This is a genomic window from Vreelandella zhuhanensis (genome assembly GCF_009793355.1).
GTDB lineage: Bacteria > Pseudomonadota > Gammaproteobacteria > Pseudomonadales > Halomonadaceae > Vreelandella > Vreelandella zhuhanensis.
Window position 1 is genome coordinate 12,033 of sequence record NZ_WTKP01000003.1, and the last position, 24,593, is coordinate 36,625.

At 53.8% G+C, this 24,593-nt stretch carries 20 protein-coding genes; 12 read left to right on the forward strand and 8 right to left on the reverse strand.

Annotation, left to right across the window (positions count from 1 at the left end; all coding sequences use genetic code 11):
• Nucleotides 1-38 precede the first annotated feature (38 nt).
• The 3 genes from GPM19_RS04390 to nadS form a co-directional block, all read right to left on the reverse strand.
• Nucleotides 39-2,678: a DEAD/DEAH box helicase gene (locus GPM19_RS04390; protein WP_160417679.1), complete on the reverse strand. Its 2,640-nt coding sequence runs from the start codon at nucleotides 2,676-2,678 to the stop codon at nucleotides 39-41.
• Nucleotides 2,675-4,207, reverse strand: a complete 1,533-nt coding sequence (locus GPM19_RS04395; RefSeq protein ID WP_160417680.1) for a site-specific DNA-methyltransferase — start codon at nucleotides 4,205-4,207, stop codon at nucleotides 2,675-2,677. Before GPM19_RS04395 ends, GPM19_RS04390 begins: the two co-directional genes overlap by 4 nt.
• Before the next feature lie 206 nt (nucleotides 4,208-4,413).
• Nucleotides 4,414-4,698, reverse strand: a complete 285-nt coding sequence (gene nadS, locus GPM19_RS04400; protein WP_160417681.1) for a NadS family protein — start codon at nucleotides 4,696-4,698, stop codon at nucleotides 4,414-4,416.
• Nucleotides 4,699-5,488: 790 nt separating this feature from the next.
• On the opposite strand from nadS, the gene GPM19_RS04405 reads away from it, so the two are divergent.
• Nucleotides 5,489-5,692 (forward strand): cold-shock protein, encoded by a 204-nt coding sequence (locus tag GPM19_RS04405; protein WP_160417682.1) that lies wholly within the window; start codon nucleotides 5,489-5,491, stop codon nucleotides 5,690-5,692.
• A 466-nt stretch (nucleotides 5,693-6,158) separates the two neighbouring features.
• Nucleotides 6,159-6,386, forward strand: a complete 228-nt coding sequence (locus tag GPM19_RS04410) for a hypothetical protein (RefSeq protein WP_160417683.1) — start codon at nucleotides 6,159-6,161, stop codon at nucleotides 6,384-6,386.
• 221 nt (nucleotides 6,387-6,607) lie between these two features.
• On the opposite strand, the gene GPM19_RS04415 is transcribed toward GPM19_RS04410, so the two are convergent.
• Entirely contained in the window at nucleotides 6,608-7,510 is a 903-nt protein-coding gene (locus tag GPM19_RS04415) for a sensor domain-containing diguanylate cyclase (protein WP_202114698.1), read from the reverse strand.
• Between the two features lie 637 nt (nucleotides 7,511-8,147).
• Here GPM19_RS04415 and hsdR point away from each other — a divergent pair.
• The 5 genes from hsdR (at nucleotide 8,148) to GPM19_RS04440 (ending at nucleotide 16,811) form a co-directional block, all read left to right on the forward strand.
• Nucleotides 8,148-11,675, forward strand: a complete 3,528-nt coding sequence (gene hsdR, locus GPM19_RS04420; protein ID WP_160417685.1) for a type I restriction-modification system endonuclease — start codon at nucleotides 8,148-8,150, stop codon at nucleotides 11,673-11,675.
• A 125-nt stretch (nucleotides 11,676-11,800) separates the two neighbouring features.
• Entirely contained in the window at nucleotides 11,801-12,871 is a 1,071-nt protein-coding gene (locus GPM19_RS04425) for a Fic family protein (RefSeq protein WP_319928092.1), read from the forward strand.
• A gap of 18 nt (nucleotides 12,872-12,889) precedes the next feature.
• Entirely contained in the window at nucleotides 12,890-14,521 is a 1,632-nt protein-coding gene (locus GPM19_RS04430) for a class I SAM-dependent DNA methyltransferase (protein WP_160417687.1), read from the forward strand.
• Nucleotides 14,518-15,885: a restriction endonuclease subunit S gene (locus GPM19_RS04435; RefSeq protein WP_160417688.1), complete on the forward strand. Its 1,368-nt coding sequence runs from the start codon at nucleotides 14,518-14,520 to the stop codon at nucleotides 15,883-15,885. Before GPM19_RS04430 ends, GPM19_RS04435 begins: the two co-directional genes overlap by 4 nt.
• A complete protein-coding gene (locus tag GPM19_RS04440; protein WP_160417689.1) occupies nucleotides 15,882-16,811 on the forward strand; it encodes a DUF5655 domain-containing protein in 930 nt (309 codons plus the stop codon). Before GPM19_RS04435 ends, GPM19_RS04440 begins: the two co-directional genes overlap by 4 nt.
• 129 nt (nucleotides 16,812-16,940) lie before the next feature.
• Here GPM19_RS04440 and GPM19_RS04445 read toward each other — a convergent pair whose 3' ends face one another.
• Nucleotides 16,941-17,255, reverse strand: a complete 315-nt coding sequence (locus GPM19_RS04445; RefSeq protein WP_160417690.1) for a monooxygenase — start codon at nucleotides 17,253-17,255, stop codon at nucleotides 16,941-16,943.
• 324 nt (nucleotides 17,256-17,579) lie between these two features.
• On the opposite strand from GPM19_RS04445, the gene GPM19_RS04450 reads away from it, so the two are divergent.
• The 4 genes from GPM19_RS04450 to GPM19_RS04465 all read left to right on the forward strand — a co-directional run bounded on the left by GPM19_RS04450 (nucleotide 17,580) and on the right by GPM19_RS04465 (nucleotide 20,008).
• A complete protein-coding gene (locus GPM19_RS04450) occupies nucleotides 17,580-17,783 on the forward strand; it encodes a cold-shock protein (RefSeq protein ID WP_160417691.1) in 204 nt (67 codons plus the stop codon).
• A 197-nt stretch (nucleotides 17,784-17,980) separates the two neighbouring features.
• Nucleotides 17,981-18,841 carry a putative RNA methyltransferase gene (locus GPM19_RS04455; protein ID WP_160417692.1) on the forward strand — a complete coding sequence of 287 codons (861 nt, stop codon included), beginning with the start codon at nucleotides 17,981-17,983 and terminating at the stop codon, nucleotides 18,839-18,841.
• A complete protein-coding gene (locus GPM19_RS04460; RefSeq protein ID WP_160417693.1) occupies nucleotides 18,842-19,324 on the forward strand; it encodes a YchJ family protein in 483 nt (160 codons plus the stop codon).
• A 234-nt stretch (nucleotides 19,325-19,558) separates the two neighbouring features.
• Nucleotides 19,559-20,008: a DUF2267 domain-containing protein gene (locus GPM19_RS04465; protein ID WP_160417694.1), complete on the forward strand. Its 450-nt coding sequence runs from the start codon at nucleotides 19,559-19,561 to the stop codon at nucleotides 20,006-20,008.
• 124 nt (nucleotides 20,009-20,132) lie between these two features.
• Here the strand turns inward: GPM19_RS04465 and GPM19_RS04470 are convergent, their stop codons facing one another.
• From GPM19_RS04470 to GPM19_RS04480, 3 genes are all read right to left on the reverse strand, one after another.
• The gene (locus tag GPM19_RS04470; RefSeq protein WP_160417695.1) at nucleotides 20,133-20,306 is read right to left on the reverse strand and encodes a YqaE/Pmp3 family membrane protein; all 174 of its coding nucleotides are present in this window, start codon (nucleotides 20,304-20,306) and stop codon (nucleotides 20,133-20,135) included.
• An 84-nt stretch (nucleotides 20,307-20,390) separates the two neighbouring features.
• Nucleotides 20,391-23,012 carry a DNA ligase D gene (gene ligD / locus GPM19_RS04475; RefSeq protein ID WP_160417696.1) on the reverse strand — a complete coding sequence of 874 codons (2,622 nt, stop codon included), beginning with the start codon at nucleotides 23,010-23,012 and terminating at the stop codon, nucleotides 20,391-20,393.
• Between the two features lie 192 nt (nucleotides 23,013-23,204).
• On the reverse strand, nucleotides 23,205-23,543 hold the full coding sequence (locus GPM19_RS04480) for a septal ring lytic transglycosylase RlpA family protein (protein ID WP_227842191.1): 339 nt from the start codon (nucleotides 23,541-23,543) through the stop codon (nucleotides 23,205-23,207).
• 247 nt (nucleotides 23,544-23,790) lie between these two features.
• Between GPM19_RS04480 and GPM19_RS04485 the strand changes: the two genes are divergently transcribed.
• A complete protein-coding gene (locus GPM19_RS04485) occupies nucleotides 23,791-24,546 on the forward strand; it encodes a DUF72 domain-containing protein (RefSeq protein ID WP_202114699.1) in 756 nt (251 codons plus the stop codon).
• Nucleotides 24,547-24,593: the final 47 nt, after the last annotated feature.

Consider the following 24,593-nt stretch of genomic DNA (forward strand, 5'->3'; position numbering starts at 1 on the left):
CCCCCTACAGAAAAACTTATTCGGGAGAGGGAGCGTTTTTACAAAGCGTTATCAATCGCCACGCGCACTTCCTTCGGATCACCCTTCTCAATAGTGGCCATTACAAAGACAGCCTTACCATCGGAAGCTTTTGCCCACTGCTGGCCAATGAGGTTTTTCTCACGTGAATCGCGGTTTTCCTCGGGCGTTCGGTCTTTGCCTTTGTATTCCACGACAAGCAGTTGGTCATCGTCGAGCAGGGCGACAAAGTCTGGATAGAATTTGTCGGTGGAGGTTGGCAGCGAGAACGAATTTGGGTGCCTACTGACATTACGCGTCCAGTATTTTACCCTCGGGTGCGAATCGATCATGAAGGCACATTGTTCTTCCTCGCCATTGACCTTTTTGGAGTCAAAGACGGGCACATCGTCAGGCCCCATAAAGTGCTTTTTGAAGTGATAGCTTCCGCGATATTTCGGAATCCCCGCATACATCTCATCGAAGAAGGTAAAGCCTTGGTCGAAGGAGACCTCAACATGGGCATCAGGCCCGAACAGGTTGGCTTGGTAGACTTTCTCGCGCTCCGCTTGGCGGAAGCCATGTATTTTTTCAGACAGCTTGCGAGCGAGAATAAATTTGCAGCGCATCAGCTGCGACAAGCTTAGCTCGCGGTCACGTGTTAGGTAGGTCACGACGTCACTTAGCCAAGCCAGTAATTCAGCTTGGCTCAGCCACGGAGTACGTATTTTGCGATCTAGCCATTGCACCAAGCTGGTTGGCGTCCAGTCGTCTACTTCGACGTTCATGATGAGCTGTTCAGCGGTATCGCCAGAGCCAATGGTGACGCGGTTGCCGTCCAAATCAATTTCAAATGTGTTTGTGGTATCCACGATACTGAATTCGGACGCTTCCAAGCGAGCAGGGTGGTCAGCAAGCGACCACTCATGTTGCTCCATGAGAATATCAGGGTCACCAAATACCATCTCCCCCTGCACGTAGGCCATCAAGCGGGGCAGCGTGAAGGTTTCTCCCTTCTGTGATGGCGGTATGTCGTGCTGGTATTTAGTGTGGTGTTCGTTGATGCTTTGCTGAAGCTGCGGTTTAAGCGATTCAGGGGCATAGCTGATCAACGTGTCGGCTTCTTCGGGCTTGAGGAAGCCCTTTACTTCCACGTGGCTCTTGCCGCTCTCATCAAAAGTCACTTGCACCTTCGATGGCACCGCCGTGTTCATTTTGCTGGCTTCTTCCTGGCTAGCCTGAATGGCTACTTTCATCGTCGGGGTGGGCCGAGGCTGTCGTCCAAACAACCCATCATCAAGGCCGAGCTGTTCGGCTTCGATATTATCCTCTGCCTCGCTCTCTTCAAAGCCCATATCAATGAGCTTATCGCGTAGGCTGTGGGCGGCATCCATAAAGTGCTTTGAAACCAGCTTGGCGTAGGATTTATTCAGCGCTTTTTCTTTACGTTTTTGGGCGTAAGGCATGCGCAGTACGCGACCAAGAAGCTGCTCAGCATCGGTTGAGCTACGAATATTGGCCACCGAACAGAAAACATAGGCAAACGAGCAGTCCCAGCCTTCCTTGAGCGCTTCGATAGTAATGACGTACTCGATAAGACAATCAGGTTTGAATAGATTAATACCGTCTAATTCGCGTTGCGTCCCCGTTGCCACTGCGATTTTATTAGGATCAATATTTTCGTTTTCAATCAGGTGCTGTTTCAGTACCCCTACGGTGACCTCTTCCCCTTTTTTTTGTGCCTGGAAGAGCACGATAGGACGAATATAAGCTTCGCGATCGCGTTCAGCGTGCTCTTGTAGCTCGGCTCGCTTCAAAATGGCCGAGTTAACCGCCCCTTGCCATGTCTCAGCTTCATCCAGAACCACGGGCATTTTGATCATCTCTTCATCTTTCAGCTCCTGGGCGGTCACTGAATGAAGCAGATTGTTAAACCCCTTAGGTGTGGCGGTGAATTCGATGAGCGCGGTCGGGTTAATCCGTTCGTAAACTTCTTGGCTGAGGTTGGAACCGGCCTTATGGGCTTCATCCATGATGACCAGCGGCTGGTGAAGGTGCATCAGGTTAGCGAAGCTAAATTTAATATTGCCCTTCTCAGTGCGCTCCAAATCTGGCGTTTGAGGAGAAACCGCTGAGAAATGTGGTTCCATATCCTCGTTATGCGCATAGACTTTGCGCCCATCGGTATTGCTAACGCGCAGTGTTTGAATGGTACCTACAACCACGCAGAGATTGGAGCGAAGGTCATGCGGCTTGATGTGGGTAAAATCGCCAATATCAAAAATTCGCACGCGTCCATCGAACGCTTCATCCAAAGCTTTTCGGTAGGGATGGCGAGGGTTTTTAAGGGCCTCGGCTGTTTGCATACGAATGGTGTTGGTGGGTACTAGCCATAGAACCAAGGGGAAGTCTTTTTCTACCCAAGAGTCTTTGGCCACTGCAATTGAGTGAGCGGCGAGAATCGTCTTACCGCCGCCGGTGGGTAGGCGTAGGCAAACATAAGGCGTATCTGGTAGCGTTTTGATCGGCGTGTATTTAGCAGGATAACCCCGAAGCCGAGTGGCTATTTCAGGCTTTTCGGTAATTTTTTTGTATGCCTCTTGCGGGCCAATCACCCGCGCCTCTTCCAAGTAGGTTTTTAGCGTATCGAGCGAGGCGTGTTGGTAATCCTTTAACTTCATGTGCGTGCCTTAACATCGTAAGGAGTTTGCTTAAACTCGATCTGCTCAGCGTTGAGCGTTGCCTCTGATAGCATGGTGCGCTCGCCATAAATGGTCATGGGGCCTTTAAAATCGCCTTGTGCAGCGCGAATTACGGCTAGTGTCTTGCGAGTAAGCACGTTGCCATTAGAAGCTGCTTTATCACCTAAAATACCGTTGTATAGGAGAGCATGACCATGGCCGTTATGGCTTCCGAGGAAAGGTGTCTGGTCATTCGACTTTCCCCATGATGTACCCGTCTCGGTAAACCAAATATGCGCTGCCAGCACCGGGAATTTGATGTCGGGCTGAATTTGCCCATCTTCCGTAAACACGGGCGGGCCAAGCCGGTAAAAACGGAAGCCACCGCCGCCTTGCCAGTTGTGAGCCTCCGATATCCCGCCTTGTTCACCATCAACAACTTGCTTGAGCCTGGGAACGCAGTGTGTGACTGCGTGCTCGCCCATTTCAATGCCGATATATCGACGGTTCATTTTGTGAGCGACGGCAGCTGTAGTGCCTGAACCGAGGAAGCTATCGAGAACGAGGTCGCCAGGATTGGTGGCTATTTGGAGAATGCGTTCGATCAAGCGCTCGGGCTTGGGAGTACCAAATGTGTCATCGTACCCAAAAAGAGCTTGGTTCTCTTTTTTACCTTCTTGGGAATGGCCGACGTCCGTATGAGGCCACCACGTCCAAGGAACCATGCCTTGCATTTCAGCTACAAACCTTTTAACCGCAGGTGCCCCGTCGCCTTTGGGGCCAAAGTACATCCTTTTGTCGGCTAAAAATTGCTCATACCCTGCTTTAGTGACTCGCCAACACCGTCCTCCTGGGGGTGTAACTACGCGTCCAGAAGGAAGAGTAATTTCATACATCTGATTAGGGCGGTAACCAGGTGCTGTAAAGTCTCTAGCCTTCCAGGGGCCTCGTTGGTCTTTGTCTGGGTTTTTGAACTGTTTGGTTTGAGCTTCACTAAGCGGAATGAGATTTCGCGTTTCTTTAAATGTACGGGGCTCCATCGCATAGCAGAGCACGTACTCATGGGCATCACTGATGGCAACACGGGAGTCTGGTGCATATCGTTTCTGCCAGACGTTGGTAGTCACAAATTTTCGTCTACCAAATACTTCGTCGCAGATGATTTTTAAATAGGCATGCTCGTCTTCGTCAATACTGATCCAGATTGACCCATCCTCTGCTAGCAGATCGCGCAGTAGCTCCAAGCGGGGCCACATCATAGCTAGCCATTTGGAATGCTCTAAATTGTCGTCGTAGTGTTCGAAGGCAGAGCCGGTGTTGTAGGGTGGATCGATATAAATGCACTTAACCTGACCAGCGTAATAGGGCAAAAGTGCCTTGAGGGCGTCGAGGTTATCGCCCTGGATGAGCATATTCCCGGAATTCTGGTCACCATAGCCAAGCTCGGTAGCTTCTTCCATCAAGCGATAGGGCACCTTTTCAGCGGCGCGTACGTCTTCGTCTCGGGTCAACCATCGCAGTATGGGCATGTACTGATGTTTTCCTTAGCAGCGTATTACTCGGGCTTAGCTTATGGCGACATAATACCCTTTGTGGAGGGTAACTTCTAAAGCGGTTGGCATGCATTGATCAGTAGAAACAGAAATTAATGGCTGCGTGGATAACAGGAAAAAAGGGGAATAATCGGCTTTGCCGCAACATCGCACTGAAGGCATTCGTGAGCCAAAAAGAAACGCTAATGTGCGGCAAGCTCGTTGAAAAAAGTGGGATTATCCTGAATCGTCGCCAGTACCTTAGCGGCTAACCCCGTAGGGTTACGGCGCTTGGTTTCCCAGCTTTTGATGGTGTCCACACTGGTACCCATGGCGCGGGCAAATTCCGCCTGAGAAACATAAAGCTTGGCGCGAATGGCTTTTACATCGGCCACTTCATGGCGTGTGATGCGGCTAGCCTCTGTGTTGCCCTGTTTAATCTCAACGGCTTCTTGCAGCGATGTTTGGAGTTCGTCAAAGATGCTCATTCGGAAACCTCCCCCTTTAATTGGTGGGTCAGTGTTTTCAATGTGGCCTTTTCAGCGGGCGTCAAGCTGTCCTTCACGCTCTTGGGGTAGGCCAATATCAGGTAAATCTTTTCTGCCGTCGCTAAAAGTAAATGACCCGAGCACCGCCACGGTTGCCGCCTGGTTGTCATCTGGCTGCTGACAGGGTGAAAACCGTGTGAGTAATGTAATCCATGGAAAGTGTTAACACTTTGATAATGCTTGGTTTCCGCGTTGCAGGCGCGATCCCAAAGTTTGTTTGGTTGCACTCATAATCCCTTGGTCGTAGGTTCAAGTCCTACTGGGCCCACCAATTAAATCAATAAGTTGTGTAGTTCCCCCTCGATTCCTGCGGGCGCGCCATCTGACGTTCTGCCATCCGCTCATAAATACCTTCAGCATTCACTAAAGATAACAAGAGCGCTACTGCAGTCAAAAAGGAACTTACGGATGGCGAAGTCATCTGGAGAAAGCGCGCTGATGGCAGTGGTACTTGGCGGTATGACTTCCGTCTAGCGGGAAGGCGTTACAAGGGTATTCTAGGCACTGAGCCAAAGCTCATCAGCGAGACAGGGTCAGATCCTCTCTCAATCACGTTGACATCATCCCGCATATGTGTGATAATTGCTCGCAGTTGGTTAGCAAGCAGTGAATATTGTCAGTTGTAGTCGATTCTTTCGGTAGCCTGGTCATATCCCCTTGTTTTATCCGCTTCACCTCGGGGCAACACCCGGCAACTTGTATACAGCGCTAAGCGCAAAGGAATTATCACATGGCAACTGGCACAGTTAAGTGGTTTAACGACGCTAAAGGTTTCGGCTTCATTGCTCCTGCTGACGGCGGCGACGATCTGTTCGCTCACTTCTCAGAAATTCAAGCTGAAGGCTTCAAATCCTTGCAAGACGGTCAAAACGTTTCTTTTGACGTGACCCAAGGCAAGAAAGGCCTACAGGCTTCAAACATCCAGCTCGCCTAACTAGCATTTAGTTACGAGCTTCGAGCCGAAAGGCTTCGAAAAACCAGGCCCGCTTATGCGGGCCTGGTTTTTTTGTGTCTGTTTGCCAAACAGTAACGACTCTCTCGGTGCGCTCCGGCGATTGTGGCTTCATTATACCGGGCCTCACGGGCCGGTGTAGGCCGTTTGTCGACCGCTAATTACCCCCTCAAAATCAAGATAAGACGGATAATCTTGAGTTCCAGGCAATGGCGAGGCGAAATTGAAAAAAAATTGGAAGGATTAAACTAAGTTAATTTCCTCCCAAATTGGGAGGTTTATCTTAGGGATAGAGGGATCGTGAGCAAGGGTACGCTCGATTTGGCCAGGAGGCCGGCCCTCACCCATTTCCATTGTCCTGTTTTTTTTGCCTGCCCGCACGCAGGGCAATTTTTATTTCTAGGCCCTCTCAGATCCTTTCCCAAACCCGCAAATTTGGAGAATGAACATGACCGATCAATCGATTCGTGTTGACCTCGCCGATGGGTCTTCCTGGTACTTTTCTTCGGAAACCACGGCAGCGGAAAGGGGCATGCTGATGCTTTCGCATATTCAGGCCATTATTGAGGATATGAGGCTGAACACCGATAAGGATCGGCCTATGCCCCACGCTCTGCGGCAGAAACTCATCGTTGAGATGGATTTTGCCATGGGACTGATGGAAGAAGCAGCCTGATTCCTTTCTGTTTGTTCTTCGACGGGCAAACCGGTCTGGTTTTCGCAGGCCATCTATTCACCTTTTGATCGTTTTATCAACCTGGGCTGGAGGCGATGGTGGTGGCTGTGTGTGGCCATCAGCGAGCCGGTCATGGGATGCTTGGCTTCTTGGTCTTGTCTAGCAAAGGCGGCGTAGGCACTTCCTTGGGCCTGGGCACCACGCCAGACGACTTGAAGTCTTCAGTTGGCCATCTCCCGGTTGCGGCCCTTGGCCTTGGCCTGATAGAGCGCTAGGTCGGCTCGTTTGACCACCTCGGTAGCCAGCTCGTCGGGACCGACCTCGACGACACCAAAGCTTGCCGTGACCGGCCCCGCTTCCGGAAAATCCGTGCCGACAATAGCCTGACGAAGCTTTTCGGCAAGCTGCACGGCTTGGGAAAGCGCGGTTTCCGGTGCCAGCACCATGAACTCGTCGCCGGCCCAGCGCGCACAGAAATCGGTCGTGCGTAGATTCTCAGAAAGTACGCGAGCGAAGTGCACCAGTACCTGATCGCCGACATCATGGCCATGAACATCGTTGATGGATTTGAAGTGGTCGATGTCGAGCATGATGAGTGACAGGGGCCGCTCGTAGCGCCTGGTACGCTCGATTTCCTTTTCAAGGTGTCGATCGAAGCTCAGCCGGTTAGCCAGGCCTGTGAGCATGTCCGTGCTGGCTATCCGCTTGAGTTCCTGCTCATGCTGCATGCGCCGGGTAATGTCACGCTGAACCGAGACAAAGTGGGTCACGACGCCAGCCTCATTGCGCACCGGCGAGATGTTCCATTCCACCTGGTAAGGGATACCGTCCTTACGGTAGTTGACCGTGTTTGCCTCGAAATACTCACCAGCCGCCAGGGCCGCGCGCAGACGGTGGAGCATCTCGCGGTCGGTTTTCGGCCCCTGCAGCAAGCGCGGTGTGGCGCCCAGTAGTTCCTCGCGGGAATAGCCGCTCATGCTCGTCATGGCTGCGTTGACATAGACGATCTCCGGTCCGGGAAAGTCGAGGCTAGCCGTGGTGATAAGGACGGCATTGAACGACTGCTCCATGGCGGTTTCAAGCAACCGCAGGTATTCCATGTCTCGCATAAGGCTCTGATTCATTGCTGCCGTCATCCAGGATCATTCAGGTAACAAGGGATTTGCCGGAGAATCGTCCGAGCTCTTGTCGCACTTAAACTAAAAAAATAAATATATTTTGGTGAAACTACACTACAGCAAAGCAAAGCACAGCACAGCACAGCACAGCACAGCAAGGCCATTTCACGATGAGAATCCCCTGGATGACATCGCCTTCGCCCGAGCCGACGTTTCCGATGCCTACGCCACGGCAGAAGCATTAGACTGAAGCCCGATGACGGACGACATATGTCCAATGATCGACGTCATCAGGGGCTCCAAAGGCTTATCTCTGATATGGACTTTGCGGCGGGACTGTTGGAAGAAGCGGCCTGATTCCTTTCTGCTCAGTCAGCCATCAGGCCGTTTCGGATGCTTCATACCGGTGTACTGAAAGGGTATGCCCATGCAGGCACAGCGATCTACGAACTGGCCAAAAATTGCGGGCTCCCTTTCCATCAACATCTACCTTGTTTTTGAAAAGTTCATAATATGGTGCTCTCCCTAGCCTGAGGGCTGCTCATTTATCGCTAGGCTGCTAAAGTTCAGGTATTAGAAAAGTAATCAAAAGGGCCTGGCCTCCCTTAACGACTACCAAAAAACATACTAAGTGGAGCGCATTGTGCAAGGCAGCGATAACACATCAGTAAATTTCGGTTTCCTGGCCGAGCATGACGCGCTTTTCGTACAGTTGGCATCGGCTGCGGAGGGAGCCTTCTCCAGCGATCCCAACACCACGTTAATCAAGCTACGCCAGCTCGGAGAGGCGCTTGCCCAGCATCTGGCGGCGTCGTCAGGGATTGATTTCGATGACCAAACCAGTCAGTCCGATCTGCTCTATCGCCTGAATCGAGAAGTCCGCCTGGAGCCACAGGTAAAAGAGCTTTTCCATACCCTGCGCATTGAGGGCAACAAGGCAACCCACCAGTTCCGCACTCGTCATAAAGAAGCCATGGACGGCCTGAGGCTGGCCCGTGAACTGGCCATCTGGTTTCACCGCTCCTTTGGCAACGCTGGCGCTGGATTCAAACCGGGTCCGTTCGTGCCACCGCAAGACCCCAGTGCCCAGCTACGCCAGTTGCAAGTCGACATCGAAAAGCTTCGCCATGACCTGAGGCACGCCAGCATGGAGCTGGACAGCAGTCAGCAACTTAGCCAGCTCGTTGAACAGGAAAAGACCGAGTACGAAGCCCTCGCTCTGGCTATGGAAGAAGAATCCCGAGCCAAAACGCTGGAGGCAACCGCCCACGAACAGGCACTTGTACAGCAAAAGCAGGATTACGAGCAGAAGATCAAGGCACTCCAGCAACAACTGATGGAACAGGGTGAGAAGCCAGTCTCCGCTCAACGCCAGGAAGTGGCTCAGAAGACAAAGGCGGCTAGCCAGCAGATTATTTTGAGTGAAGAACTCACTCGTATCCTGATCGACCAGCAACTGGTTGAGGCGGGCTGGGACGCCGACAGTCAGGAAATTACTTACCAGAAAGGCGCCAGGCCAGAGAAAGGCACTTACCGTGCCATTGCCGAATGGCCCACTAACCATAACGGCAATAAAGGCCGGGCAGACTATGTACTGTTTGCAGGTCTTGCGCCCATTGCAGTGGTGGAGGCCAAGAAAGAAAACACCAACGTGGCGGGTAAAATTCATCAGGCCGAACGTTACAGCAAAGGCTTCAAGGTAGACGCACCCCTAGTCGGTACCTGGGAGCTGGCGGGCCGCACCATCGCCTGGCCAGCCGACGATGAAGGTCACTATATGGTGCCTTTTGTCTATTCCTGCAACGGTCGGCCCTATGTTCCCCAGCTGGCCGAACAATCGGGTACCTGGTTTCGTGATGCGCGTGATCCCAGTAACACCCGGCGCGCACTGTCACGATTTCACACCCCCGCGGGGCTGCTGGATCTACTGGAACGCGATAAAGAAAATGCCGAAAAGCTGCTCAAAAACGAACCCTTCGGTTACCTGAAACTGCGCGACTATCAACAGAAGGCCATCACGGCGACCGAAAATGCCCTGTCCCGAAACGTCCGCTCCGTACTGCTTGCCATGGCCACAGGCACCGGCAAAACCCGTACCATCATTGGCCTGATGTACCGCTTCCTGAAAACCGAACGTTACCATCGAATTCTATTCTTGGTAGATCGCACAGCACTCGGTCAGCAGGCTATCGATGCCTTTAACGAAGCACCTCTGGAGCAGAACCAAACCTTAAGCAAGATTTACAACGTGGCGGAACTGGGCGATATGGCCGCCGAGATGGAAACTCGCGTTCAGGTGGCCACCGTTCAGGCCATGGTCAAACGTATCTTTATGAGCGATCAGCCGCCGCCCATTGACCAGTTTGATTGCATTATCATTGACGAAGCCCACCGGGGTTACACCCTGGACCAGGAAATGACCGAAGGCGAGCTGGCGACCCGCGATGCCAGCCAATATATCTCCAGCTACCGCCGAGTGTTGGATTACTTCGATGCGGTAAAAATCGGCCTCACTGCCACACCGGCCAAACACACCAGCGAGATCTTCGGCAAACCCGTTTACACCTATTCCTACAGGGAGGCCGTCGCAGACGATTGGCTGATCGACCACGAACCGCCTATTCGTTACGAAACTCTGCTGACCAAGAACGGCATCCAGTTCGAGAAGGGCAACCCGGTGGAAGTAATCAACACTCGGACCGGCGAAGTGGACACTACCGAGCTTGAAGACGAGCTGAGTTTTGAAGTTGAGTCCTTCAACCGTCGGGTGATCAACGAAAACTTCAACCGGGTTATCTGCGAGGAACTTGCCCAGGAGATTGACCCCTTTGGCGACGAAAAAACCCTCATATTCTGCGCCACCGACCTGCATGCCGATATGGTCAAGCGGCTGCTGGATGATGCCTTCAAAGACCTCTATAACGGCAGCTACAATGAAGCCGCTGTGGCCAAGATTACCGGCAAAAGCGACAAAGTCGATCAGCTGATCCGTCGCTACAAAAACGAGCGTTATCCCAGTATTGCCGTCACTGTTGACCTACTGACTACCGGCATCGATGTACCCAAGATCTGCCACTTGGTATTCATGCGCCGGATACGCTCGCGCATTTTGTACGAGCAGATGATTGGCCGCGCCACACGGCGCTGCGATGAGATCGGCAAAACCGTATTCCGTATTTACGATCCGGTCGATATCTACGCCGCGCTTGCCGAGGTCAATACCATGAAGCCCCTGGTGAGGGACCCCAATATCACCTTGGAGCAACTGGTCGACGAACTGACCGACGAGGGCCATTTAGAAGCGGCGCTGAACAGCCCGGGCGAACAACTGGGCGAAAGCCAGGCTGATGTAGTGCTTAGCCAGCTCAGCCAGAAGGTAATGCGCGTACTGCGCAAGGCCGACAACAAAGCCGAAAGCCGACCGGCGCTGAAAGACAAGCTGGACGAACTGCACGAGCTGTGGGGAGTCGAGCCGAAAACCCTGCACCAGCACCTGCATAAACTTGGCCCTCGTGAAGCGTCGGCATTCATCCGCCAGCACAGTGGCCTGGTCAATCAGCTTAGCCAAGTAAAATCCCTGGTAGGCAGCGACCAAATGCCCGTGATTTCGCATCATGAAGACGAACTCATTCAGGAACCCACCCAAAGCTATGGCGTGCACCAACGGCCAGAAGACTATCTGGACAGCTTCAATGCGTTTATCAAAGAGCAGATTAATCAATCGACCGCCTTGGCAGTGGTCGTCAACAAGCCCCGCGACCTTACCCGCCAGCAACTTAAGGAAGTGAAAGTACTGCTGGATAACCACGGCTACTCGGAAGCCAACCTGCAAAGCGCCGTGCGCAACCAGACCAATAAAAACATTGCCGCCAGCATCGTCGGCCATATCCGCCGCGCCGCGCTGGGCGAGCCTCTAAAGCCCTTTGAGCAGCGTGTGGCCGAAGCCATGGACCGCATCTATATCCAGCACAATTGGACATCGGCCCAGCGCAAGTGGCTAGACCGCCTGGCCAAGCAGCTTACCCATGAAGTCATCATCGATCGTGAAACGGTCAATCAGCTACCTGCATTTCAGGGCGGTGCTAAGCAGCTGAATAAAATTCTCGGGGATGAATTGGATACCGTACTGGAAGATCTTGGCGAGGCCATGTGGCCACAGCAAAGTGCATAGATTTTTCGATTTTCTGAACATTTGGGCCCTTATATGCAAAGAAAAGTGCCGTTTCCTTTGCATATCCGCCCAGACATGTATAGATTTTTGGTTTTTCTATACATTAAATGAGAAAGGGACGTTCCGTGCCGCCAACTCTGCCCCTTGAAGCCCTCGAACAGTGGGAAACCCGAACCGTGCTTAAGAAGGCAGCGGAGGCACACCGCTATCTAGCCGAACTCAAAGGTGTCGCGGCGACCATCCCCAACGAAGAAATTCTGATCAACACACTAACGTTGCAGGAAGCCCGGCACAGCTCCGAAATTGAAAACATCATCACCACCCAGGATGATCTTTACCGCGCCGTTGTCGCGGATGAAGCCAGCGTTTCACCGCAAACCAAGGAAGTTCAGGACTACGCCACGGCACTACGAGCCGGGTTCCGCAGTGTTCGACAGTCCCGACTGATTCGTCTGAACGATATCCTGCTCATTCAGGAAACCCTTGAAAAAAATAACGCCGGCTTCAGGAAGCTACCGGGCACCGCATTGAAGAACCAGGCCACGGGGGAGGTCGTCTATGAGCCGCCTCAGTCAGCTCAGGAAATCGAAGCGTTGATGAGCAATCTGGTCGACTACATCAACGATGACGAACGGTGCGATGCCGACCCGCTGGTAAAAATGGCCATCATCCACCATCAGTTCGAGAGCATTCACCCGTTCTATGACGGCAACGGCCGAACCGGGCGCATCATCAATATGCTTTACCTGGTCGCCAAGGACCTGCTCGACTTGCCCGTGCTGTATCTCAGCCGTTACCTGATTCAAACCAAAGCCGGCTACTACCGAGAACTACAGGCTGTGCGTGATACCGGTAACTGGGAGCCGTGGCTGCTTTATATGCTTGAGGGTATCAGCCAGACCGCCCGACAAACTATTGACCTGATTGGCCAGATCCGGGAACTGATGCAGCACACCAAACACCGTATGCGTGATGAGTGCCCGAAGATCTACCGGCAGGAACTGCTGAACAACCTGTTCAACCATCCCTATACGAAAATCGAATTCGTCATGGAGGATCTGGCCGTCAGCCGCATCACCGCGACCAAGTATCTCGATGAACTGGTCAATATCGGCCTGCTGGACAAAACCAAAGTCGGCCGCAGCAACTTCTACATCAACACACCGCTGATGGTGCTCTTCCTTGAGCGCGCATAAAACAACCCGGAACTAACCATGACCAATAACGACATCGTCCAGAAGCTCTGGAATCTTTGTGATGTGCTGCGAGATGACGGCATCAATTACTCGGACTACGTCACCGAGCTAGTGCTGCTGCTGTTTATTAAAATGGTGCACGAAAATACCCAAGCTGAATCACTGAAGCGTCACGTGCTACCCAAAGGTTGCCGCTGGACCGACTTGAATGGCAAATCGGGCATCAATCTGCTTGATGACTACAAACGCATTCTGCTCAGCCTTTCCAGCGGCCGGGATGGTGCGGGTAGATTGGTTCATGACGACCCCTTGATCAGCGCCGTTTATGCTGATGCGCAAACCCGCCTGCGCGAGCCGCGCCACCTGGAGCAGATGATCAAAACGCTGGATCAGATCGACTGGTTTAGTGCCCAGAAGGACGGTCTAGGGGATCTTTACGAAGGTCTGCTTGAAAAGAACGCTAATGAAACCAAGTCTGGCGCAGGCCAGTACTTCACGCCCCGGGCGTTGATCAACACCATGGTGCGCTGCCTGAAACCCCAGCCTGGCGAGACAATTCAAGATCCGGCTGCGGGAACAGCGGGCTTTCTAATTGCCGCCGATCAATACATCAAGGATCAAACCGACGACCTGTTTGACCTGAACGCCCAGCAGCAGGCTTTTCAGAAAAATCATGCCTTTGTCGGTATCGAACTGGTGCCCGGCACCCGCCGTCTGGCGCTGATGAACTGTCTGCTGCACGGCATGGAAGGCGACGATGAAGGCGTGGTTCACCTAGGCAACGCCCTGGGCCAGACTGGCGCCAGCCTGCCCAAAGCCGACGTCATTCTCGCCAATCCGCCCTTTGGCACCAGCAAAGGCGGTGATGCCAGCGTCACCCGCGACGACTTGACGTATAAAACCAGCAACAAACAGCTGGCCTTTTTGCAGCACATCTACCGCAACCTGAAGCCCGGTGGCCGTGCAGCGGTGGTGTTACCGGATAACGTGCTGTTCGAAGCTGGCGTAGGCACCGATGTACGCCGGGACTTAATGAACAAGTGCAACCTGCATACACTCCTGCGTTTGCCCACCGGTATCTTCTACGCCCAGGGTGTGAAAACCAATGTGCTGTTCTTCACCAAGGGCAGCGCAGTGGACAAGTATCAGGAAGAGAACTGCACCGAAAATGTCTGGGTTTTTGATCTGCGCACCAACATGCCCAGCTTTGGCAAGCGCACGCCGTTTGGTGAGCCACATCTGAAGCCATTCGAGAAAGTTTTTGGAGATGATCCCAACGGTCTGAGTGTGCGACAGGAAGGTGAATACAGCTTCCATTCCGACAAGGTCGAGCTGCCGGAAGAAGCGGAAGAAAACCAGGGTATCGATCCCCGTTTGGCCCACAGTCGCTGGCGCAGCTTCAGCCGCCAGTGGATTGCTGAACACAAGGGCGACTCGCTGGATATTTCCTGGCTGAAGGACAGCGACAGCGTGGACGCTGCCAATCTGCCGGAGCCGAGTGTATTGGCGGGTGAGGCGATGGGGGAGCTGGTGCAGGCGTTGGGGGAACTGGATGCGCTGATGCGGGAATTGGGGGCTGAGGAAGAAGCTGATGGGGCTCGGGCTCTCGTTGGCGAATCCTTTGGGTTCAAGGACATAGTCAAGTTATGAGTATAGAAAAGCCCACAATGTGGTTACAAACCAGTATCGGCAGCCTGTGTAACTTGATAAACGGAAGAGCATTCAAGCCCAAGGAATGGAGCGAGGCAGGGCTTCCGATTATCAGAATTCAGAACCTGAACAACCCAGACGCAAAGTATAACCACTTTGACGGAGAGCTGGCAGACAAACAAAGGATTGAAACTGGTGACTTACTTTTTGCCTGGTCTGGAACCCCCGGAACATCTTTCGGTGCCCATGTTTGGAAGGGAGAGACTGCTGCTCTCAACCAGCACATCTTCAAGATTGAATTTTCTGAGGCTCTGATTGACAAACGTTTTTTGCGATATGCAATAAACCAAACATTGGACGAACTCATTTCCGGTGCGCATGGCGGGGTAGGGCTTCGTCACATAACCAAAGGTAAGTTTGAAGCCACCGAGATTGCATTCCCGTCTCTGACTGAACAGAAAGTCATCGCCGACAAACTCGACACCCTGCTGGCACAGGTGGAAAACACCAAAGCCCGCCTCGAACGCATCCCGAAAATTCTCAAGCGCTTCCGCCAGTCCGTGCTGGCTGCGGCGGTGAGTGGGCGATTGACGGAGGAGTGGCGAAGGGACTCTACCTACAACGGAGAAGGATATCCGGCTTCTTGGACGTTTAAACATCTTTCCGAAGTAGGTCAGCTCGCTAGGGGCAAGTCTAAACATCGCCCTAGGAACGATCCCAGGCTATTCGGCGCTGATTACCCATTCATTCAAACTGGCGAAGTTGCGAATGCCGCTGGCGAAATAACTTCCGCTACCCGGTTCTATAGTGAATTTGGCCTTCAACAGAGTCGTCTCTTTCCTGCCGGTACTCTGTGCATAACTATCGCGGCCAATATCGCCGATACTGCCATTCTTGGAATCGATGCCTGCTTTCCGGATAGCGTTGTTGGTTTCACGCCAAAGGATTCGGAAGCACTTGCCTATTTTGTTAAATATTTGATCGATGTAAACAAACAGGATCTTGAATCTTTTGCCCCTGCCACGGCGCAGAAGAACATTAACTTAAAGGTTCTGAACGAGCTTCGCTTGCCATTCCCATCTTTGGAAGAACAAACCGAAATCGTCCGCCGAGTAGACCAACTCTTCGCCCACGCTGACCGCATCGAACACCAAGTCAACAACGCCCTGACGCGCGTCAATAACCTCGCCCAGTCCGTCCTGGCCAAGGCGTTCCGGGGCGAACTCACAGAACAGTGGCGCAAGGACAACCCCGAGCTGATCAGCGGGGAGAACAGTGCCGAGGCGTTGTTGGAGAGAATCAAGGCGGAGCGGGCGGCTGTGACGCCGATGAAGAAAACCCGCAAGCGCAAGGTCACTGCATGAGCGATATCAAGTTGTTTCAACTTACCGGTACCAGTGCTACCGAACTGAGCGGTAAAAGCGCACAGCTGGAAAAGGATCTTCAAAACCATATTGAAGCGAATATGGACGCCCTGATCGGTGTGCGTTTTTTGGCCGGTGAATACAGTACCGGCAAAACGCATAAGGGCCGTATCGATTCCTTGGGGCTGGACGAGAACGGCTGCCCGGTGATTGTGGAATATAAGCGTCACAGCAACGAAAATGTCATCAACCAAGGTCTGTTTTATCTGGACTGGCTGCAGGACCACCAGGCCGAATTCAAATGGCTGGTGATGGAGAAAATCGGTAAAACCGAGGCCAAAGATATCGAATGGAGCGGCACCCGCTTGATCTGTATTGCCTCAGATTTCAATAAATATGACGAGCACGCCGTTCAGCAGATCAACCGCAACATTGAGCTGATGCGTTATCGTTATTTCGGCGATGAGCTGCTGCTACTGGAACTGGTAAACGCACAGACCGCCAACCAGACCGCACCCGTCGCTGGTGCGTCACTATCGCCCAAAAAACCGGCTAAAAGCATCAGCAAAGACAAAAGCCAGCAGGAACGCCTGGTTGAAGCACCGCCCACGCTGGTTGAGCTGTACCAAACCGTCTGCCATTACGTTGAGCAGCTAGGTGATGAAGTTCAGCGCAAAGAACTCAAGCTCTACACCGCATTCAAAAGCATTCGTAACTTCGTATCCATTGTGGTGCTATCAGGAAAAGATCCGCGCTTGCAGATGTACCTGAAACTGCCCGGTGCGCTCGGCGAAGAAACGGCATTCAGCCGTGACGTCACCAGCATCGGCCACTGGGGAACCGGAAACCTTGAGGTGAATATCCGCACGGCAGGAGACTGGGAGAAGGCGCGAAAGTTGGTGGACCAAGCGTATCAGGAAAGTTGAAATAGAAGACTTTACCAACAGGTGGAAAACTCCTCATGCATTCAATGACGGCATGCCATCCGTGATCGCAGAAGAAAAACTTAAAATACTGTCCGGGATTAGTTGACCACCACAGTGGAGCGAATTTTTCTATCGAAAACCGGAGACAGGACCATCGTTGATCGCCGACAGCGCCTCGTTGGCTTCTAGGATCTGTGCCTCGATGCCCGTGACGCCCATGTCCTTTAAGCGGGCGGTGTGCATCCTGCAGTAGGCTTCGGCGTCCGCGCGGGTAGTGAACAGGTAGACGCCGCCCGCGCGCTTGCTCTTCGGATCTTCGGTCCAGATCTTCCAGAGTAGGCCAGGTTCGTCGTTGATGGATTGGGCCAGCGGCGTCATCGCATCGACCATGGCCTCTCCGAAGGGGCCGTCGAAAGGAAAGTGAACCTGCAGTATCGTCGGCATGAAAGCCTCCCTGTATTAGTAGAAAACGTTACATTACGGTCTATCCTATTCATGTCATGACGGCACGGCAATCACTCAGGCCAGCAACCGCCTTGGCACTGAGCCAACGCTCATCAGCGAGACAGTGTCAGATCCTCTCTCAATCACGTTGACATCATCCCGCAGATGTGTGATCATTGCTCGCAGTTGGTTAGCAAGCAGTGAATATTGTCAGTTGTAGTCGATCCTTTCGGTAACCTGGTCATATCCCCTTGTTCTATCCGCTTCATCTCGGGGCAACACCCGGCAACTTGTATACAGCGCTAAGCGCGAAGGAATCATCACATGGCAACTGGCACAGTTAAATGGTTTAACGACGCTAAAGGTTTCGGCTTTATTACTCCTTCTGAAGGCGGCGACGATCTGTTCGCTCACTTCTCAGAAATTCAAGCTGAAGGCTTCAAATCCTTGCAAGACGGTCAAAACGTTTCTTTTGACGTGACCCAAGGTAAAAAAGGCCTCCAGGCTTCGAACATTAAGCTCGCCTAACTAGCATTTAGTTACGAGCTTGAAGTCGAAAGGCTTCGAAAAACCAGGCCCGCTTATGCGGGCCTGGTTTTTTTGTGGCTGTTTGCCAAACAGTAACTGCTCAAAACGGTGCGCACCGCTTTCAGGCCTCCCCAGGCCCCATTGCCATCGACGGTTTCGGCGCCACATAGCGATATTTTTTTAATGATGAATTGCCTATGAGCATTACCCCTTTTCAAGCGCTGGCTTGCCCGCTGGACGGCGACCCGTTACAGCGAAACGGCAATGCATGGCGCTGTGCGGCAGGGCATAGCTTTGATATTGCCAAGCAGGGCCATGTGAATTTGCTGCCCGTACAGCAGAAGCGTTCAGGCGACCCCGGCGACAGCAAGGCAATGGTTGCGGCACGCCAACGCTTTCTCGATGCCGAGCATTACCAACCCATCGCCGATGCGCTCAGCCAAGCCGTTTTGAAGAGTTTCCCCACCGATGCCACGCTCAGTTGCCTTGATGCCGGCTGCGGGGAAGGCTACTACCTGCGCGCCTTGGCGAAAGCGGCATCTGAAGAGCAAGCGCTGGCGCTGGCGGGGCTGGATATCTCCAAATGGGCGATTCTCGCCGCCGCCAAGCAAGACAAAGGGGCCAGTTGGCTGGTGGGCAGCAACGCAAACCTGCCCGTGCAGCCCGGCACGCTCGATCGGCTGCTGTGCATGTTCGGCTTTCCTGTGTACAGCGAGTTTGCTCGCGTACTCAAGCCGGGTGGCATGCTGCTACAGGTGGATGCCGGGCCGGACCATCTGCGTGAGCTGCGCGAGATCATTTATCCCACCTTGAAGCCGGAGCGCACCAGAGAGTTCCAGATGCCGCAAGGCTTTACGCGCCTGCACACAGAAACAATCCGCTACCCGCTTGAACTGAACGGTGCAGATAGCATTGCCGATCTGCTCGCCATGACCCCGCACCTTTATCGCGCCAGCGCCGAAGGCCGGGCGGAAGCGGCGTCGCTGGAGTCGCTCGTTGTCACTGTGGATGTACGCCTGGTGCATTTCTCCCGCAATACACAACAGGCTGAATGCTGAATGAGCACTCTCAAAAGCCCTGCTAAAAGCCCGCTCAACGCCTCTTTGTGTCCCTGTGGTGGTGACAAGCCGTTGGCCGACTGTTGCGGGCGCTATCACGCCGGTGAGCTGGCGCCGACTCCTGAGGCGCTGATGCGTTCGCGTTACAGTGCTTTCGTGTTGAATCTTACCGACTACTTGCTGGCAAGTTGGCACCCGAGCACTCGCCCGGCAAACCTGGCGCCGGATAGTTCGTCACGTTGGCTGCGCCTCGAAATACTCGAAAGCGCAGAGGAGGGTGGCAAGGGGCAGGTAGCGTTTCGCGCTGTCTTCAAGGAAGGGCGGCGTTGGGCGGTACTGGAAGAGACTTCTCGGTTCGTGCGCGAAGAAGGGCGTTGGTTCTATCTGGATGGTACTCCCGATATCACTCGGCTCAAGCCCGGTCGCAACGATTATTGCCTGTGCGGGAGCTTACGCAAGTTCAAGAGCTGCTGCGGTATCTAAGAAATCTTGCTGTTTTCGAGCCCGAATGCTCGCCTCACGTAGCGGTTGTGCTCCATGTCTTCATGCGCTGCAAAAAAATACCCACTGACATGCGTTGAATACTTGTCATATTGCGGGAATCTTTACCACACTCTGTAGAGCTACGGGGAACGTTGCTGCAAAACGCCAGGTTCCGCTTCCCGTTAGCCAATTTACGTCAGGTTTAGAATCTCGAACCAGGGAGGAACTTCAGAGATGGCCAATCAACCTAAAACAGAGCAGCAAGAGAAGCGTCATGAAGGGCGCACCGCTAACACCTACCACCATTTTCTCAATGAGTTGTGCACGCCCGGCGATATGAGCAAGGAAGAGGCGGAAAAAGCCACAGTAGCGGTGTTGGGTGCCTTGGAAAAACGAATCCAGCCTACCGAAACCAACAAGATGGAAGCACAACTCCCCCAGAAGCTGCGGGAACTACTGGACCATAGCGGGATCGATAAAAGCGCGGCCCCGCAACGATTCGGCAAGGATGAGTTCATTGAAATGGTCGCCTCGGACCTGGATGCCAACCCGGAAGAGGCGGAGTCGATCTCCCGTAGGGTGTTCGCCACGGTACGCGCCCAAATCAGCGACGGCGAAGCAGAGGATGTCGCCAGCCAGCTTCCTCCGGATATTGCTCAGCTGTGGCGCGAGCGGCCGACATAAGCAGGCCATTCCAAGCCGTTGGTTTTCTTGAAACTACATCAGCAACAGTCTTGAGATTCAGGCGTCACTGCAGTTGAGCGACGCCTTTCTCTCGTTATGCTCGATTTCAGTATGTCCGGCCCGTCTAATGCTTGAGGATGACGTAGAAGGCGTGAATGATGCCTGGAATATAGCCGAATAGGGTCAAGAGAAGATTCAGCCAGAAGTGGCCTTTGAACCCGACCTCCAGAAAAACGCCCACCGGTGGCAAGAGAAGGGCAAAAATCATTTTGATGGGATCGGTCGCGGTGAAGGCCATGGTACGTTCCTCGATTGCAAATGGATGGCTACGTGATGCTTTGAGCCAATCCAGCGCTATCCGTTCAGCCACTTCCGATATTAGCTAGAGTCCCACGGCTTTGAGCAACTTGACGTTAATGGGGCGGGCTGCATCCAGAAAACCTTCCCAGGGATCTTCACGCAGTGCCGCAAGGCGTCGGCGCAGGTTCGAGACATCGTAGCGGTCGGGGCGCAGGGTGGCATTGAGTTCGTCCCAGCGCACCGGTACGGCGACGGGCGCGCCCTTGCGTGCACGTACGGAATAAGAAGCTACCGCCGTGTTGCCGCGTCCGTTACGCAGGTAATCGATGAACAGAAGGCCTTCGCGCTTGGTCTTGGACATCTGAGTCGTCAGACGCTCAGGGTCGTCCTTGGCATGTAACTGCGCCACCGCCCTGGCAAAGGCTTTGGTTTGCTCCCAGTCGGCTTCGGGCACCAAGGGCACGACCAGGTGAAGCCCCTTGCCGCCGGAGGTGCGCACGAAGCTTTGCATGCCGAGTGATTCCAGGCGGTCGCGAAGTGTACCGGCCACGCGCAGGATTTCCTTCCAGTTCACCCCAGGCGAGGGGTCGAGATCGAAAATCAGCATGTCCGGATGCTCAACGTCATCGATATGGCTTCCCCAAGGGTGGATCTCCAAGGCCCCGGCCTGGACCAGGCCCACCAGGTCCGCAGCCGACTCTACATAGAGGTAGTCGGCACTGCCTCCCTTTTCGGGGATTTCGATGCGCGGCACATTGTCGGGAATGGCGCTGCGGGGATGCTTCTGAAAAAAGCATTCATCCGTGCGTCCTTGAGGGCAGCGCACCAGCGAGAGGGGCCGTCGCGCCAAGTGCGGCAATATCCAGTCCTGAATATCTTCGTAGAAGCGAGCCAGGTCGAGTTTGGTCAAGCCCTGCTCGGGAAACAGGATTCGATCAGGGTGGGTGAGCCGCACACCGAGTACGTCGGTTTCATCCTTTCCGGCGCGGTCTTGCGCGCGGCGTTGAGCTGAAGGCTTGGCGTTGGGTGCTTTGCCGCTCGAGGGGGGGGCGGCACTCGGCTTGCTGCGATTCATGCGAATTTCCTTTGGGTTGCGATCTTCACGCAGCCCACGAAACGATGGATGCCGTAAACGCCCGTCCCGCGTGCGCTGAGTGAATTCCACATCGATCACCAGTTCCGGGCGTACCCAATGGACGGAACGTTCATCGGGAACCGGAGCATTGAACGGCGAGCGAGACGTTTCCAGCTTCTGTAGGGTGGCGCTCAGCGATTCAAGTTGCAGGCTACTGAAACCGGTGCCCACACGTCCGGCATACTCAAGCCGGTCGTCGTTATCGAATGCCCCCATCAATAGCGACCCGAAACCACTGCGTGAGCCTTGCGGCTCGGTGTAGCCACCCACGACGAACTCATCCTGAAGGACACACTTGGTCTTGAGCCAATCCTTGCTGCGCTTTTCCTGATAGTGGCTAGAGGCGCGTTTGCTGATGATGCCTTCAAGTCCCTTCCGGCAGGACTCTTCATAAAATTCAGTCCCGCGGGAATCGATATGCTCGGAGTAGCGGACTTGGCTGTCATCCTTGAATCCACTGGCTTTCAGTAATTGGGAAAGGGCCTGCTTACGCTCGATAAGCGCTACCTTTTTCAGGTCATAGCCTTCCAGATAGGGCATGTCGAACACTTGGTAGACGAGGTCGTCAGTACGCTTGTCGCTCATGGCTTCCTGGAGATGGCGAAAACTGCTGATACCGTTTTTGGCCAGTGCGACGACTTCGCCATCGATTAGGGCGGATGTCACCGGAAGCTGCGCCAATAAGTCGGCAAGTTTGGGAAGGCGGTCCGCCCAGTCCTTGCCATTGCGGGTCATCAGCCGTACTTGATTGTTTTCGATACGGGCCAAGATACGATAGCCGTCAAATTTCACTTCGTGAATCCAGGCATCGGTATCCGGGGTTTCGTGTACCAGGGTAGCCAGTTGCGGCCGGAGCTCGGCGGGAAGCTCGGCACGCCGGGCGCCTTTCAGCGAGCCGGGGTCGGGAAGGGGGGCTTCACTGCTTTGGTTTTCGTTCGTATTGCTGTTTTCGTTGCTTTGGTCATGTTGTGAGGCCCAGGTAGCGTCGCGATCTTCTGCGATCTGGGCCATGCTGCGCCCGGATACCACGCTGCTGTCTTCCTCGACACTGACCTCGGGCGTGTCATTCTGGCCGTCATCGCTGCGTTTGATCATCAGCCACTGTTTGTCATCCTGGGTATCTTTCTGCTTGCCACCTTTCATGCGGATCAGCGTCCAGCGGCCTTTGAGCCTTTCGCCGTCGAGTTCGATGTCGAGGTGACCTTCCTTCTGCTCGCCGTGGGCCTTCCATTCGCCTCGATCCCAGATCATGACGGTGCCGCCGCCGTAAGCATCCTCAGGAATGACACCCTCGAAATCGGCATATTCCAAAGGATGATCTTCCACCTGTATCGCCAAGCGTTTTTCGCCGGGTTCAAGGCTGGGACCCTTGGGCAGCGCCCAGCTGCGCAACACCCCCTCCTGCTCCAGCCGAAGATCAAAATGGTCATGGCTCGCTGCATGTTTATGCATCACGAAGCTGTGTCCAGAAGTGTTGTGTCCAGAAGCGTCGTCGTCATGCCGTTCCCCGGCGGGCTCGGGGGTGCTTTCGAAGTTACGCTTGAGGCGGTATTCCTTGAGCTTTGCCATCGCCTTTCCTTGAGCCTGGATCTGCTGATTATTCAGTCAGCCTAGTCAAGCAATCCAGCGCCGCCAAGCATGGGCAAGTAATCCGGCTACAGTAAAAAAGCCATACTTTTCAGAGAAAATGGCTGAGAAAACGTGATTGAGCAAATGGTTCTTTGGCTGAGCCTGCGCCTTGGGATAATTAAGGCCATCACTTCACTGCAAAGAGGTAACCAATACCGGGACTGTGCCGCGTTTCAACATGCCAAGCTCTCTGGCGGCGCGCTTGGAGAGATCGATGATGCGTCCCTTGACGTAAGGACCGCGATCGTTGATCAGCACTTCCACTTCGCGGCCGTTGTCTCGCCGTGTGACCAGTACCTTGGTACCAAACGGCAAGTCTGGATGTGCGGCGGTCAAGGCTTGCTGGTCAAAAGGCTCACCGCTGGCGGTGGTCTTGCCCTGGAAGTGGTCGCTGTAGTAGGACGCCACACCCTGCTGAAGTATTTCTGGTTCGTCGTGCGCCTGCCCTTTGCCGGCACAACCGGTCAGCATCAGGCCTGTCAGGCAACAGGTTAGAAACAGACGGGATATTTCCATAACGTTTTACCTCATCACTACCATGTTGCGCCGACTCCTGTATTCTTTTTCGCATCCATACGAGCAGGCGCGCTCGCTCTGCGCTATGTGGCTTCCCTGGCAGAATAGGGACCTAGCCTTGAAAGCTCTGACCCACACTCACTGGCAATGGTTCATTGACCACTATACTTGGTTTCTAACTCGATGTTACGGGAAGGGTCCCATGACCAAGCAGATGGCACAGAATACAGAGAATATGGGTCGATTGCGCATCGGCACATCCGGGTATCAATACCGCGATTGGAAAGGGCGTTTCTACCCGGAAGACATGCCGCAAAAAGCATGGTTTGATTACTATGCCGAGCAATTCGGCACGGTGGAAATCAACAATACCTTTTACAACTTGCCCACCGCCGAGACCTTCGATAACTGGCGCGAAGCGGCGCCGGAAGGCTTCAAATATTCTCTCAAGTTCAGCCGTTACGGCAGCCATATCAAGCGTCTCAAAGACCCGGAGAAGAGCATCCCGGCCTTTGTCGAGGTGGCCGAACGACTCGAAAAGCACCTTGGCCCGATCCTGCTGCAATTGCCGCCTAAATGGCGAGTAAGACCGGAACGCCTGGATGCGTTTCTGGAACAGGTGCCCGGCGAGTGGCGCTGGGCAGTCGAGCTGCGTGATCCGAGCTGGCTCAACGAGGATGTCTACGAGGTGCTGCGCAAGCATGCCACGGCGCTATGCATTCATGACATGCTTGAGGATCATCCAAGGGTAATCACCGCGGATTGGTCCTACCTACGCTTTCACGGCGATAACTACGCCGGAAATTATTCATCGCAGTTTCTGGTTGCAAAAGCTCGACAGATTGTCGAGCAGCTTCAGGGCGGCCGGGATGTCTATGTCTATTTCAACAATACCAAGCAGGCCTGCGGCGCCCAGGATGCCCTGAATCTGAAGCGTTATATCGATGACCGACTCTGACCCTAAAGACTCGAAGCATTGGATGGCAACGCTCAATGACTGGCGAG